Origin of the sequence: Gordonia sp. PP30, from assembly GCF_023100845.1 — a bacterium.
GTDB lineage: Bacteria > Actinomycetota > Actinomycetes > Mycobacteriales > Mycobacteriaceae > Gordonia.
Map to the genome: position 1 here is coordinate 3,190,529 of NZ_CP095864.1, position 13,221 is coordinate 3,203,749.

12 protein-coding genes are annotated in these 13,221 nt (G+C 70.8%); 5 read left to right on the forward strand and 7 right to left on the reverse strand.

Going from position 1 to position 13,221, the window contains the following annotated elements:
* Positions 1-22 precede the first annotated feature (22 nt).
* Complete coding sequence (locus MYK68_RS14730) at positions 23-808, reverse strand: electron transfer flavoprotein subunit beta/FixA family protein (RefSeq protein WP_247864427.1); 786 nt, start codon at positions 806-808, stop codon at positions 23-25.
* Between the two features lie 210 nt (positions 809-1,018).
* Between MYK68_RS14730 and MYK68_RS14735 the strand changes: the two genes are divergently transcribed.
* The 3 genes from MYK68_RS14735 to MYK68_RS14745 all read left to right on the forward strand — a co-directional run bounded on the left by MYK68_RS14735 (position 1,019) and on the right by MYK68_RS14745 (position 4,757).
* Positions 1,019-1,843: a class I SAM-dependent methyltransferase gene (locus MYK68_RS14735; RefSeq protein WP_247864428.1), complete on the forward strand. Its 825-nt coding sequence runs from the start codon at positions 1,019-1,021 to the stop codon at positions 1,841-1,843.
* Complete coding sequence (locus MYK68_RS14740) at positions 1,840-3,360, forward strand: 1,4-alpha-glucan branching protein domain-containing protein (protein ID WP_247864429.1); 1,521 nt, start codon at positions 1,840-1,842, stop codon at positions 3,358-3,360. Before MYK68_RS14735 ends, MYK68_RS14740 begins: the two co-directional genes overlap by 4 nt.
* 155 nt (positions 3,361-3,515) lie before the next feature.
* Positions 3,516-4,757 carry a glycosyltransferase family 4 protein gene (locus MYK68_RS14745; RefSeq protein ID WP_247864431.1) on the forward strand — a complete coding sequence of 414 codons (1,242 nt, stop codon included), beginning with the start codon at positions 3,516-3,518 and terminating at the stop codon, positions 4,755-4,757.
* Between the two features lie 236 nt (positions 4,758-4,993).
* Here MYK68_RS14745 and MYK68_RS14750 read toward each other — a convergent pair whose 3' ends face one another.
* Positions 4,994-5,770 (reverse strand): acyltransferase, encoded by a 777-nt coding sequence (locus MYK68_RS14750; protein WP_247864432.1) that lies wholly within the window; start codon positions 5,768-5,770, stop codon positions 4,994-4,996.
* A 137-nt stretch (positions 5,771-5,907) separates the two neighbouring features.
* Here MYK68_RS14750 and MYK68_RS14755 point away from each other — a divergent pair, with 137 nt between their 5' ends.
* The gene (locus tag MYK68_RS14755) at positions 5,908-7,224 is read left to right on the forward strand and encodes an outer membrane protein assembly factor BamB family protein (RefSeq protein WP_247864433.1); all 1,317 of its coding nucleotides are present in this window, start codon (positions 5,908-5,910) and stop codon (positions 7,222-7,224) included.
* Positions 7,225-7,351: 127 nt separating this feature from the next.
* Here MYK68_RS14755 and MYK68_RS14760 read toward each other — a convergent pair whose 3' ends face one another.
* Genes MYK68_RS14760 through MYK68_RS14770 form a run of 3 tightly spaced genes read right to left on the reverse strand, consistent with a single transcriptional unit; the run spans position 7,352 to position 10,371 of the window.
* Positions 7,352-8,572, reverse strand: coding sequence for a THUMP-like domain-containing protein (locus MYK68_RS14760; protein WP_247864434.1), 1,221 nt, complete (start codon positions 8,570-8,572; stop codon positions 7,352-7,354).
* Positions 8,573-8,577: 5 nt separating this feature from the next.
* A complete protein-coding gene (locus MYK68_RS14765) occupies positions 8,578-9,570 on the reverse strand; it encodes a class I SAM-dependent methyltransferase (protein WP_247864435.1) in 993 nt (330 codons plus the stop codon).
* A gap of 12 nt (positions 9,571-9,582) precedes the next feature.
* On the reverse strand, positions 9,583-10,371 hold the full coding sequence (locus MYK68_RS14770; protein ID WP_247864436.1) for an enoyl-CoA hydratase/isomerase family protein: 789 nt from the start codon (positions 10,369-10,371) through the stop codon (positions 9,583-9,585).
* A gap of 77 nt (positions 10,372-10,448) precedes the next feature.
* On the opposite strand from MYK68_RS14770, the gene ligD reads away from it, so the two are divergent.
* Positions 10,449-11,423 (forward strand): non-homologous end-joining DNA ligase, encoded by a 975-nt coding sequence (gene ligD, locus MYK68_RS14775; protein ID WP_247864437.1) that lies wholly within the window; start codon positions 10,449-10,451, stop codon positions 11,421-11,423.
* Here ligD and MYK68_RS14780 read toward each other — a convergent pair.
* Both MYK68_RS14780 and MYK68_RS14785 read right to left on the reverse strand, forming a co-directional pair.
* The gene (locus tag MYK68_RS14780) at positions 11,413-12,243 is read right to left on the reverse strand and encodes an NUDIX hydrolase (protein ID WP_247864439.1); all 831 of its coding nucleotides are present in this window, start codon (positions 12,241-12,243) and stop codon (positions 11,413-11,415) included. The two genes, ligD and MYK68_RS14780, sit on opposite strands and share 11 nt — an antisense overlap.
* A gap of 65 nt (positions 12,244-12,308) precedes the next feature.
* The gene (locus MYK68_RS14785; protein WP_247864440.1) at positions 12,309-13,148 is read right to left on the reverse strand and encodes an ABC transporter ATP-binding protein; all 840 of its coding nucleotides are present in this window, start codon (positions 13,146-13,148) and stop codon (positions 12,309-12,311) included.
* Positions 13,149-13,221: the final 73 nt, after the last annotated feature.

A 13,221-nucleotide genomic window follows, 5' to 3' on the forward strand; every position in this document is an offset into this window, starting at 1 on the left:
GGTCGCGAGTGTCGGGTGGGGGTCAGATGATCTTCTGGCCGATGAGGTACTCGGCGACCTTGACGCCACCGTCACCCTCGTCGGTCACTCGCTCACCCGCGGCACGCGGCGGCTTCGGGGTCACACCGGTCACGCTGCTGCCGGAGTTGGCGACGCCGACGACGCCGTCCTCGATGCCCAGCTCGGCGACCGTGAGGATTTCCGGGGTCTTCTTCTTGGCGGCCATGATGCCCTTGAAGGACGGGAAGCGCGGCTCGTTGATCTTCTCGTTGACCGAGACGATGGCCGGCAGGGTGGCCTCGACGTTGTAGATGCCGTTGTCGGTCTCGCGCTCACCGCGCAGGGTGTCGCCGTCGACCTCCAGCTTGCGCAGGTGGGTCAGGTGCGGCAGGTCCAGGTACTCGGCGATCATGGCCGGCACGGCGCCGGAGCGGCCGTCGGAGGCCTCGTTGCCAGCGATCACCAGTTCCACGCCCTCGATGGTGCCGAGTGCGGTGGCGAGCAGGTAGGCGGTCTGCACGGCATCGCTGCCGTGGACGGCGTCGTCCTGAATGTGGATGGCCTTGTCGGCACCCATCGAGAGGGCCTTGCGGATAGCGTCGGTGGCCTGCGCGGGACCGGCGCAGAGGATGGTCACCTCGCCGCCGCTGGCTTCCTTGATCTGCAGCGCTTCTTCCACGGCGCGCTCGTTGATCTCGTCGATGATGCCGTCCACGGCGGCACGGTCGAGCGTGTAATCGTCGTCGGAGAGCTTCCATTCGGAAGTGTAGTCCGGCACGTGCTTGATCAGAACAACTACGTTCGTCATGGGTCTAGAAGACCTCCTGCATCGGTTTCGGCAGCCTACCGGCCGGTAAGGCCATGGGTCATCGTTACTGTAACCGCTCGCGGATACGACACGAAGACCGCCCGGGGAGAAACCAAGGTCGCCTTACTCACATCGGACAGATGTGTCGCAGTGTCACATTCACCGCCCTGCGGGGCCGGGCACCCGGCAGGATGCCCTAATGTCGTGCGAATGAGCGATTCCCAGTCCTCACCGCTGCAATCCCTGCCCCTCGACGAGCAGCTCGCCCTCACCGGCGAGCGGACGGTGCCCGGTATTCCGGCGGAGAACTACTGGTTCCGCCGGCACGAGGTCGCGTATCAGCTGATCCGGGAGCGGTGCGCGGGACAGGACGTCCTGGAGGCCGGTTCCGGGGAAGGCTACGGTGCGGCGCTGCTCGCGCAGGCCGCGGCGACGGTGACCTGCGTCGACTACGACGAGCAGGCCGTCGCGCATACGCGCCGCCGCTATCCGGAAGTGACTGTGCACCAAGGCAATCTGATCGATCTGCCGCTGGACGACGCCTGTATCGACACGGTGGTGAACTTCCAGGTGATCGAGCATCTGTGGGACCAGGGCGCCTTTGTCCGCGAGTGCCACCGCGTCCTGCGGCCCGAGGGTGAACTCCTGATGAGCACCCCGAACCGGATCACCTTCTCCCCCGGCCGCGACACTCCGCTCAATCCCTTCCACACCCGCGAACTGAGCGCCGCCGAACTCACCGAACTGCTCACCGGCGACGGCTTCGAGGTGACCGACATGCTCGGCGTCTTCCACGGCCCGCGCCTGCGCGAGCTCGACGACAAGTGGGGCGGTTCGCTGATCGACGCCCAGATCGACCGCGCCCTGGCCGGGGAGCCGTGGCCGGCCGAACTGATCGACGACGTCGCCGCGATCACCGCCGACGACTTCGAGATCGTCGACGCCGAACTCCGCGACATCGACACCAGCCTGGATCTGCTGGCGTTCGCCGTCCGCCGGGACCCTTCGACGGAGCTCGGGGGACATCGGCAGTGACTCGAGTCCGGGTTCCGGGCCGGTTCACCCTGGTTCTGCACTCCCATCTGCCGTGGCTGATCAACCACGGCCGGTGGCCGGTCGGCGAGGAATGGCTGTACCAGTCGTGGGCCCACTGCTATCAGCCGGTGTTCGCGGCGCTGCGGCGGCTGGCCGCCGACGGATTCACCGATCAGCTGTCGCTCGGGATCACCCCGGTGCTGGCCGCCCAGCTCGACGATCCGGCCGCCACGTCGTCGATGTACGAGTGGCTGGCCGACTGGCAGCTGCGTGCCATGGAGGCCGCGCTGGACGACGACCCCGACCGCCGGATCAGCGGCCACCGCGAATACCGCGCGGCCGCGGAGGCGCTCGCCGACTTCGAGCGGCACTGGCGGCACGGCGGCAGCCCGCAGATCCGCGAGCTGCTGTCGACCGGTGTGATCGAACTGCTGGGCGGACCGCTGGCGCACCCGTTCCAGCCGCTGCTCGACGGACGGCTGCGCCGCCTCTCCCTGCGCGAGGGCCTGGCCGACGCGCAATTGCGCTGGGGCACACGGCCGTCGGGCATCTGGGCGCCCGAATGCGCGTACACGCCCGGGATGGAGACCGAGTACGACGCCGCCGGCGTCGGGCACTTCATGGTCGACGGTCCCACGCTGCGCGGCGACACCGCGCTCGGCCGACCGGTCGGCGACGGTGACGTCGTCGCGTTCGGCCGGGATCTGACCGTGAGCTACCGCGTGTGGTCGCCGAAGTCCGGGTATCCGGGACATGCGGCGTATCGCGACTTCCACACCTACGATCACCGGACGGGATTCAAACCGTTCCGGGTGACCGGCAAGAACGTGCCCGGCGAGACGAAGAAGCCGTACGACCCGTCGCTGATCGACGCGGTGCTCGACGCGCATGTCGACGACTTCGTCGACTGTGTGCGGAAGCGGCTGATCGGCGAGTCGGAGCGGATCGGGCGGCCCGCACTGGTGGTCGCCGCCTTCGATACCGAGCTGTTCGGCCATTGGTGGCACGAGGGCCCGGCATGGCTGGAGCGGCTGCTGCGCCGGCTCCCCGAGGCCGGCATCGACGTCGGCACCCTCGCCACGGCGCGGCGCGACGGCTTCGTCGGCGAGCCGGTGGCGCTGAACGACTCGTCGTGGGGGTCGGGCAAGGACTGGCGCGTCTGGGAGGGGCCGCAGGTGGAGCACCTGGTGCGGCTCAACGACGAGGTCACCGAGACGGCCCTGCACAGTCTGGATAAACGGCGGGACGGCACCCCACCGGCCCGCGACACCGTCGCCGACCAGATCCTGCGCGAGACGCTGATGACGGTGCAGTCGGACTGGCCGTTCATGGTCTCCAAGGACACCGCGGCCGGATACGCGCAGGACCGCGCGTACAAGCACGCCCATGCCACCCGGGAGATCTGCGAGGCCGCCGCTTCCGGCCGCGGTCACCGGGCCGAGCGCCTGGCCGCCGGATGGCGGCGGGCCGACAACGTCTTCGGCGCACTGGATGCACGACGTCTGGAGGATCGATGATCTCGCCCCCCGAACCGCCGACGGACCAGGCGAACACGACGATCCCCGAGCCGCCGACGAACCAGGCGAACCCGACGCCCCCTGAGCCGCCGACGAAGGAGGCGAACCCGACGCCCCCTGAGCCGCCGACGAAGGAGGCGAGTCGAAGGGTCCTCATGGTCTCCTGGGAATACCCGCCGGTCGTCGTCGGCGGGCTCGGCCGCCACGTGCACTACCTGGCCGAAGCCCTGGCGGTGCAAGGGATCGAGGTGACGGTGCTGACGCGCCGGCCGTCGGGCACCGACCCGTCGACCCACCCCACCACCGACACGATGGTGAACGGCGTGCGGGTGATCGCGGCCGCCGAGGATCCGCCGGAGTTCGACTTCGGCGTCGACATGATGGCGTGGACGCTCGCGATGGGGCACGGCTTCCTGCGCGCCGCGATCGCGCACCTGCGCGGCACCGACGGCCCGGCGTGGCAGCCCGATGTGGTGCACGCGCACGACTGGCTCGTCGCCCATCCGGCGATCGCTCTCGCCGAGTTCTTCGACGTGCCGCTGGTCGCCACCCTGCACGCGACCGAGGCGGGCAGGCACAGCGGCTGGGTGGCCGGTCACGTCAACCGGCAGGTGCACTCGGTGGAGTGGTGGCTCGCCAACGCGGCCGACGCGCTGATCACGTGCTCGTCGTCGATGCGCGACGAGGTGACCACCCTCTTCGCCCCGGAGGCGCCGGTGACCGTGATCCACAACGGCATCGACCTGACCGCCTGGGGCTTCGCCGAACGCACGCCCGGCGACGGGCCCGCGGAACTGCTGTTCGCCGGGCGCCTGGAGTACGAGAAGGGCGTGCAGGACCTGCTGGAGGCGCTGCCGAAGATCCGGCGCGCACACCCCGGCACCACGCTCACCATCGCCGGTGAGGGCACGCAACTCGACTGGCTCACCGGGCTCACCCGGAAATACCGCATCGCCCGGTCGGTGACCTTCGCGGGCAAGCAGGACCACGACGGCCTGGTCGCCCTGATGCACCGCTGCGCGGCGATCGTGCTCCCGAGCCGGTACGAGCCCTTCGGCATCGTCGCCCTCGAAGCCGCCGCCACCGGCATCCCGCTCGTGACCTCCACCGCGGGCGGCCTCGGCGAGGCCGTGCACGACGGCGAGACCGGCCTCACGTTCCCGCCCGCCGGCACCGCCGCGCTGGTCGATGCGGTCTGCGCCACGCTCGACGATCCCGCTGCCGCCGCCGCCCGCGCACGACGCGCCCGTGCCGTCCTCACCGAGGAGTTCACCTGGCCGGTGATCGCCGAACGCACCGCCGCGGTCTACCGGACCACCACCCGGCGCCGCCGCCGGCCCCTCCCGCGCCCGGACATCCCCCTGCGCCCCCTCCCCGACCGCGACCCCGGCAAGTAACCCCGGCGACGAAGCTGGCGTATCTGGACCGTGCTGGCGGATCTGGACCGTGCTGGCGTATCTGGACCGTGCGGGTCAGGTAGCGCCAGCGCTGTCCAGATCCGGCAGCACGACGGAAGTCCGCCGGCAGAATCGGCAGGCGCGGCAGCCGGAGGCATCCGAGGAACCGCGGCGCGACCGCCGCGCGTGCCGGCGACCGCCGCGAATCCGGTCGACGGGGCCAGATCCCTCCGCGGTCAGGCGGACGGGGAGTCGGCCGGGCGGGACTCGGCCTCCGCCTGCGCCTTCTTGCGCTCGATGTCGGCCAGGGCGCGCTCCAGCTCGGCGCGCTGCTCGGCACCGGCCTCCCACGCCTGCCGCCGGTTCTTCACGACGCGGGCCGGGGAACCGACGGCGATGCCGTAGTCCTCGATCACCCCGCGGGCGACGGTGTGCGCGCCGAGCACGCAGCCGCGGCCCACGATGGTGTTGCGCAGCACGGTCACCTTGGTGGCCACCCAGGTGTCCGGTCCGATCCGGACCGGCCCCTTGACGATGCCCTGGTCCTTGATCGGGATGCCGATGTGGTCGGTGACGTGGTCGAAGTCGCAGATGTAGCACCAGTCGGCGACCAGCGTCGACCCGCCGATCTCGATGTCCAGGTACGCGTTGACGACGTTGTTGCAGCCGAACACGGTCTTGTCGCCGATCCGGAGGCTGCCCTCGTGGCAGCGGATCGAGTTGCCGTCGCCGATGTGCACCCAGCGGCCGATCTCCATCCGCGCCATCTCCGGGGTCGCGTGGATCTCGACGTTCTTGCCGAGGAACACCATGCCGCGCAGCACGATGTGCGGGTTGGCCAGCCGGAACCGCGCGAGCCGGTAGTAGCGCACCAGATACCAGGGGGTCCACGCCTTGTTGCGCTTGATCCAGCGCAGCGAGTCCAGCGTGAGGAAACGGGCCTGGTCGGGGTCGCGGCGGCGCAGCCCCGCCCGCCAGCGCGAGCGATAGGAGGCGTTCCACATGGTGGTCATGACCACAAACCCTAATCGACGCGCCCGGCCGATCCGCGCGAGCGGGGAACTGTCCGGCGGACACGACGCGATAGAGTCATGCCCGATGAGGCCGCACGCGACCGGGCGGCCACCGATCGAAAGGCACCCGAGCACCGATGCGCCAGGCCGACCGCTCCACCCGCCGCGCCCGCGCGTCGCGCCCCGCCGCTGTCGTCGTGCTGCTGGCGGTGGCCGGTCTGCTGCTCTCGGCCTGCTCCGACGGTCACCACGAGGTGCGCGCGATCCCGGCCGCCGGCTGGCCGGTGTACGGCGGGCACGGCGACAACGCCAACTACACCCCGGTCACCGCACCCGGCGGCCTGTCGCTGAAGTGGCAGCGCCCCACCGGCGGGCCGATCACCGCCCCGCTCACCCTGAACGCCAACGGCGACGTCGGCGTCACCGCGCGCACCACCAACGGCTGCAACCTCTTCGTCTTCAGCAATACCAACGGCCGCAAGAACTTCTGTAAGCGGATGGCCGACGGCAACCAGTTCAACGCCATGGCCTTCGACCAGTACTCGCAGCCCTACGTCGGCGAGTCGGGCATGTTCCTGGCCTTCAACGGCGGCGGCGCCATCCGGTGGCGCATGCCCACCATCGGCCTGCCCTTCTCGGCCAAGTTCGCCGGTCCCGGCCAGGTCCTCTCGGTGACCCAACTCGGCCAGATCCTGCTGATCGACGCCCAGACCAACCGGTTCGACGCCCCGGAGGTCCGGCTGCGCCCGAACGCCGACCCGGCCCAGCCGTTGTTCGGCCTGGGCGACTGCATCTCCGGCGGCCCGCTGTGCGCGGTGTCCGCCCCGCCCGCCGTCGACGCCGGACACGAACGCTTCTACCTGAACTACCGTCCCGACGGAGCCCCTGCCGCTCAGCTCACCGCGATGAGCTACGCCGAGGGCCGCGACGGCCGCCGGATCACCGGTGTGTGGAACGCGCCGGTGCCCGGCGGGATGGTCGGTCCGGCGACGGTCTCCCCGAACGGCGAGACCGTCTACGCGTTCGGCCGCGACGGCAAGCTCTACGCCTTCGCCGCCGGCGACGGCAGACAGCGCTGGAGCTACGACCTCGGCGGCTACGGATTCGCGACGCTGTCGGTGTCCCCCGACGGTGTGCTGATTCCCACCGGCACCATCGGCGCCCCGCTGACCATCCTCAAAGACGACGGCGACAAGGCCGAGCTGCGCGCCAAGCGCGACGACGTCCAGGCCGTGAGCCTGGCGACCCAGACCGGCAAGGACACGGCGTGGACCGTCGTGCGCACCGGACCCGCGCAGAAGCTGGTGCTCACCGAGTTCTCGACCGCCGACGGCGCCACCAAGCGTTCCCTGGATCTGCCGGAGGCCACCGGGTTCACCACGGGCGTCGCGGTGTCCTCCTACGGCAGCATCGCCGTCGCGACCAACCTCGGCGAGGTCTACTACTTCGCCTGACCGGAGCCGTGCGGTACCGCACGATACCCGCTGAACGGATGCCCACTGAATCAGTGGGCGTCGCCCATCCACGTCGTTCTCGCCCACCCGGCGGTGTGGGCGACATCGAAGTCAGTGGCCGATCGCCTCAGGCCCGCACGCCCGGCTCGCACAGGAAGGCCGCGCCGGTCCGGCCGATGCGGGTGAGGATCAGCGCGTAGGGCGCGTCGCCCTTCAGCCGCAGGCGTTTGCGCAGCCGGTCGGGGTCGACGTCGAGCCCGCGGACCAGGATCTCCAGGCTGCCGCACCCGCGCGCGGCGAGCGCGCCGCGCAGCACCTTCTCGGTGACCGGCAGGCGTTCGAGCACCCGGAAGCCGCGCTCCCCCGCGGGCACCGCGTCGCCGGTCAGGTACGCGATCTGCGGATCCAGCTGTCGCAGCCCGCGGGCGTGCGCGTACTGGCGGACCAGCCCGGCCCGCACCACCGCACCGTCCGGGTCGACGATCCACTCGTCGACACCCGGTTCGGGGAGGTCGTCGGGATCGTCGGACGTGACCTCGTAGAGACTGGTGAGGCCGCCCGGCGCCGTTCGCAGCACACTCGCCCGATTGGCGGGCGCTTCGGGCAGTTCCGTCCACAGGACGGCTTCGCGCACGCCGCCGTCGAGCGAGACCACCTGCACCTGCCCGTCGAACCCGAAGCGGGTGCGCAGATTGCGGTAGTCGAGGCCCGGCGCGCACTTCACCGCGAGCGCGCGGCCGGCGTAGACCGAGAGCAGTTCCAGCAGCGGCGGATCGAGCTGGTCCATGCCGAAGACCCTCCCCCGGGCGTTGCGGCGGCCCGGATCGGCGATCACCACGTCCGCGATCGAGACCGGGGTCAGCGCGTCGGCGCGCAGCAGGGTGGGCCGGCGCCCGGCACCGAGCCCGACGTCCAGGTTGTGCTGGGCCATCGCCAGCCGCACCGGATCCACATCGGAGCCGATCACCCCGGCCAGGCCGGGTTCGCCGGCCAGCGCCAGCAGCTCACCGCCGATGGAGCAGGTGATGTCGTGCACGACGGCCCCGCGATGCCTGCTCACGATGTCGGCCGCCCGCAGGGCGGCGACCGGCGCGGCCGTCGCCTGCTGCACCGCGGTCTCGTCGGCGATCAGCGCTTCGGCGTGCCGGAGCTTCCCGGCCGCGCGGCGGCGGGCACGCACCGTCTCGGCCAGCGCCGCCGCGTGCTCGGGATACCGGGCACGCAACGTCGTCAGGTCGCCGAGCAGGCTGGACGCGATCAGCGCCAGTTCGGAGGCGTTCTCCAGAGCCTTGCTCCCGTAGCGGGAACGGAGGAAGGCGACGTCCGCCTCGCTCAGCTGGTAGGTCACCGCGGTCAGGCCTGCGCGCCGGGCTCCGCGTCGCTCGCGCCGGGCTTCACACCGGTGATGAGCACGTTGTAGAAGAACTGCGGCGGCACCACCTTCTGCAGGACGTTGTCGTCGAGCCAGGTCATCCGCTTCCAGCCGCCGAACGCGAACCGCGCCCAGCCCCAGCCGAGCTTCTCCGCCGGAACGGCCGCCTCGAACGTGCGCACCGGCCAGCCGAGCATGGCCGCGGCCAGTTCCTCGCTCGCCGAGGCCACCTGTACGGCACCGGCCGCGGTGGCCAGCTTCTCCAGGTCGTTCGGCGAGAACGTGTGGATGTCGACGACGGCCTCGAGCGCGGCCGCGCGCGACGACTCGTCGAGCTCTTCCTGCGGACGGCGCCACGTCTGCAGCGGACCGAACTTGGTGAGGTTGGTGGTGGCCCACCAGGTCGCGCGGCTCATCCAGCGCGCGTAGAAGTCGCCGAGGGTCGACGGCTCGCCCGCGAACACGAAGCGCCCGCCCGGCTTGAGGACGCGCAGCACCTCGCGCAGCGCCTGCTCGACATCCGGGATGTGGTGCAGCACCGCATGGCCGACGACGAGGTCGAAGGTGTCGTCGTCGTACGGGATCTTCTCCGCGTCCGCGACGCGGCCGTCGACGTCGAGCCCGAGGCCCTCGGCGTTGCGCAGCGCCACCTTCACCATGCCCGGCGACAGGTCGGTGACCGAGCCCTTGGTCGCCACCCCGGACTGCATCAGGTTGAGCAGGAAGAAGCCGGTGCCGCAGCCGAGCTCCATGGCCCGCCCGTAGGGCAGCGGCGCGTCGGGCACGATGCGGTCGAGCCGCCCGCGCGCGTAGTCGATGCAGCGTTCGTCGAAGCTGATCGACCACTTCTCGTCGTAGGTCTCGGCCTCCCAGTCGTGGTACAGGACCTGGGCGAGCTTGGTGTCGCTGAGCGCGGCCTCCACCTGCTCGGCGGTGGCGTGCGGATTCGGCTGGGGATCGTCGATCGACGTCATATGGTGTTCTGCTTACTTTCCGGTGAACTCGGCCTTGCCCGGACCGTTGGCGATGAACGACGACATGCCGGTCGCGCGGTCATCGGTGGCGAAGAGCTGCGCGAACAGGTGCGCCTCGATCTTCAGCCCGGTTTCCAGATCGGTGTCCAGGCCCTCGTCGATCGCGGCCTTGGCCGCGGCCAGCGCGAGCGACGCGGCGCCGGTGAAGCGGCTCGCCCAGCGCACCGCGGCGTCGTAGACGTCGTCGGGGGCCACGACCTCGTCGACCAGACCGATCGCGAGGGCTTCCTCCGCACCGACGAAGCGGCCGGTGAACACCATGTCCTTGGCCCGCGAGGGGCCGATCAGGCGGGCGAGCCGCTGGGTGCCGCCACCGCCGGGGATCACACCGAGGGTCACCTCGGGGACGCCCAGCTTGGCGTTGTCACCGGCGATGCGCCGGTCGGCGCCGAGGGCCACCTCCAGGCCGCCGCCGAGGGCGTATCCGGTGATCGCGGCGACGGTCGGCTTACTGATCTCGGAGATCGCGCCCAGTCCGCGCTGCAGGCGGCGGGCCACCTTCGCCATCTCCTGGAACGACATGTCGTTCATCTCTTTGATGTCGGCGCCGGCCGCGAAGACCTTCGGGCCGCCGTAGACGACCACGGCCTTGACGTCGTCGCGGGAGTCGGCCTCGGCGGCCGCCGCGACGAGTTCGTCCTGGACCTGACGGTTCAGCGCGTTCATCGGCGGGCGATTCAGGGTGATCACCCCCACCCCCGGGTGCTCTGGCGCGATGGAAAGGGTCACGAACTCTGCCATACCGGCAGGCTACCGGGCGGGCCCGCCGTCGCCGCAACCGCACCCGCACTCGTGAGACGCACGACTAAGGTTGTGCCATGAGTGACAGCGCGGTCGAGCTCGTCGTTCCCGGATCGGCGCGGACCGGCGCCCCGGAGCGCACCGTCCGGCTCAGCAGCCCGGACCGCGTGTACTTCCCCGAGGCGGGACTCACCAAGCTCGACCTGGCCCGGTACTACCTGAGCGTGGGCGACGGCATCGAGCGCGCGCTGCACGCGCGGCCGACCATGCTGCACCGGTTCCCCAAGGGTCTCGCCGGACCGAAGGTGCACCAGAAGAAGCTCCCCGCGGGTGCGCCGGACTGGATCGAGACCGTGCCGATCTTCTTCCCCCGCTACTCCCGGATCGTCGACGAGCTGTGCCCGGCCGAACTGGCGCCGATCATCTGGGCGGTGCAGATGTCGACCGTGGAGTTCCACCCCTGGAACTCGCGGCGCGCGGACGTCGAGCGGCCCGACGAGTGGCGGATCGATCTCGACCCGATGCCCGACTGCGACTTCGCGCGGGTGCGGCGCGTCGCCCACGCCGCCCACGAGTTGCTGGACGAACTCGGTATCCGCGGCTTCCCGAAGACCTCCGGCGGCCACGGTCTGCACATCTACGTGCGGATCGAGCCCGAGTGGGAGTTCGGCGACGTCCGGCGCGCCGCCCTCGCCTTCGGCCGCGAACTCACCCGCCGCCTGCCCGGTGACGCCACCGTCACCTGGTGGCGCAAGGACCGCGACCCGTCTCAGGTCTTCGTCGACTTCAACCAGAACGCCCGCGATCACACCATGGCCGCGGCCTACTCGGTGCGCGCCACCGGCCGGGCGACGGTCAGCACCCCGATCGAGTGGGACGAGCTCGACAGCGCCGAGCCCGACGACTTCACGGTCGCCACGGTGCCGGAGCGCTTCGCCCGGATCGGCGATCTCTTCGCCCCGATCGACGACGTGTCCTACCGGCTCGACATCCTCCTGGAGTGGGCCGACCGCGACTCCCGCGACGACGAGGGCGGAGGGATCAGCGGATGATCTGCTCCAGTTGCGTCAGGCGGCCGTCGTTCAGGACGGCGAAGTAGTCCGCCGAATCGGCGAACCCGAGACCCATCACGCCGCCGTCGGAGGGGACGGCCGGCTCGATCGCGGTGATCACGCGGGGCTCGGCGATCAGGTCGGCGACGGACTCGTGCCGGGCGATCTCCCGCAGCTGCGTCCACGTCGGCGGCAGCAGGAACCGCCGTCCCGACTGCCAGTCGGCGAGCGCCGCCTCCGCGGTTGCCCACTCGGTGGCCTCGGCCTCGCTGGTCGCCCCGTCCGCGTTCTGTCCCTCCGGAAGCGCCGCCAGGAAGAAGCGCGTGTCGTACCGCCGCTTCTCGTTGCGCGGCGTGATCCAGTGCGCGAGCGGCGCCAGCAGATCGGTGCGCACACACAGGTCGTTCTCGATCAGGAACTGCGCGAACGAGATCTCCTTGGCGACCAGGCGGTCGCGCTCACCGGCGTAGACCGCCGGATCGGGCACGACGGCGTCGGCGGTCCCGGCCAGCAGCACGCCGCACTCCTCGAAGGTCTCCCGGACGGCCGCGGACACGAGGGCCCGGGCGGACTCCTCCTCGGTACCGAGCTGGTGCGCCCACCAGCGCAGATCGGGACCGATCCAGCCGATCTCGGCCTCCCGGTCCCGGGGATCGACGCCGCCGCCGGGGAACACCGTCATGCCGCCGGCGAAGGCCATCTGCCGCACCCGATGCTGGAGGAAGACCTCGATGGCGCCGTCACCGTCGCGCACCAGCACCACGGTGGAGGCATCGCGCGGCGACGCCTCCGGCTGCCGGTTCGTCGCCTCATCGCTCATCGTCGCCTGCCTTCCGGTCCGTCGCTCACCGAGCGAGCGCTCACTCTACTTAGCGACTGTAACGGTCATCGCTCAGCGGCACGACGGTGACCGCCCGCACGCCGCGCCCGGCGCGCGAAGTAGCGGCCGTCGTCCTGCGTCAGCGCGATGTTCTGCCGGAAGGTGCGCGTGAGGTTCTCCGCGGTCAGCGTGTCGGCGATCGGTCCCTGCGCCGTCACCTGGCCTTCGGAGAGCATCATCAGGTTGGTGAAGCCCGGCGGGATCTCCTCGACGTGATGGGTGATGAGCACCATCGCCGGGGCGTCCGGGTCCAGCGCCAACATGCTGAGCCGGTCGACGAGTTCTTCGCGACCGCCCAGGTCGAGTCCGGCGGCGGGCTCGTCGAGCAGCAGCACCTCCGGATCGGTCATCAGGCCGCGCGCGATCAGCACCCGCTTGCGCTCCCCTTCCGACAGGGTCCCGAACGTCCGGCCGGCGAGGTGCTCGGCCCCCATCGACTCCAGGACGTCGGCCGCGCGCTCGCGGTCGAACTCGTCGTAGTCCTCCCGCCACCGGCCGAGGACCGAGTAGCCCGCCGAGATCACCAGGTCCGAGACCACCTCACCGGCCGGGATACGGCCGGCGATCGCCGAACTGACCAGCCCGATGCGGGTGGTCAGATCGCGCACATCGGTGCGGCCCAGGCGTTCGGAGAGAACGAAGGCGACGCCGGACGTCGGCTGCTCGATCGCGGCCGCCATCCGCAGCAGCGAGGTCTTGCCTGCGCCGTTGGGGCCGATGATCACCCAGCGCTCGTCGAGCTCCACCTGCCAGTCGACCGGGCCGACCAATTCCTTGCCCCCGCGCCGCAGGACGACGTCGTGGAAGTCGAGAATCAGGTCCGGGTCGGTCTGCGCGTCAGTCACCCTCCCATGATGGCCGATGACCCCGGTGGCGCGGCGCAGGTATCACCGGCGCGGGAATATCGGACCGCGCCGC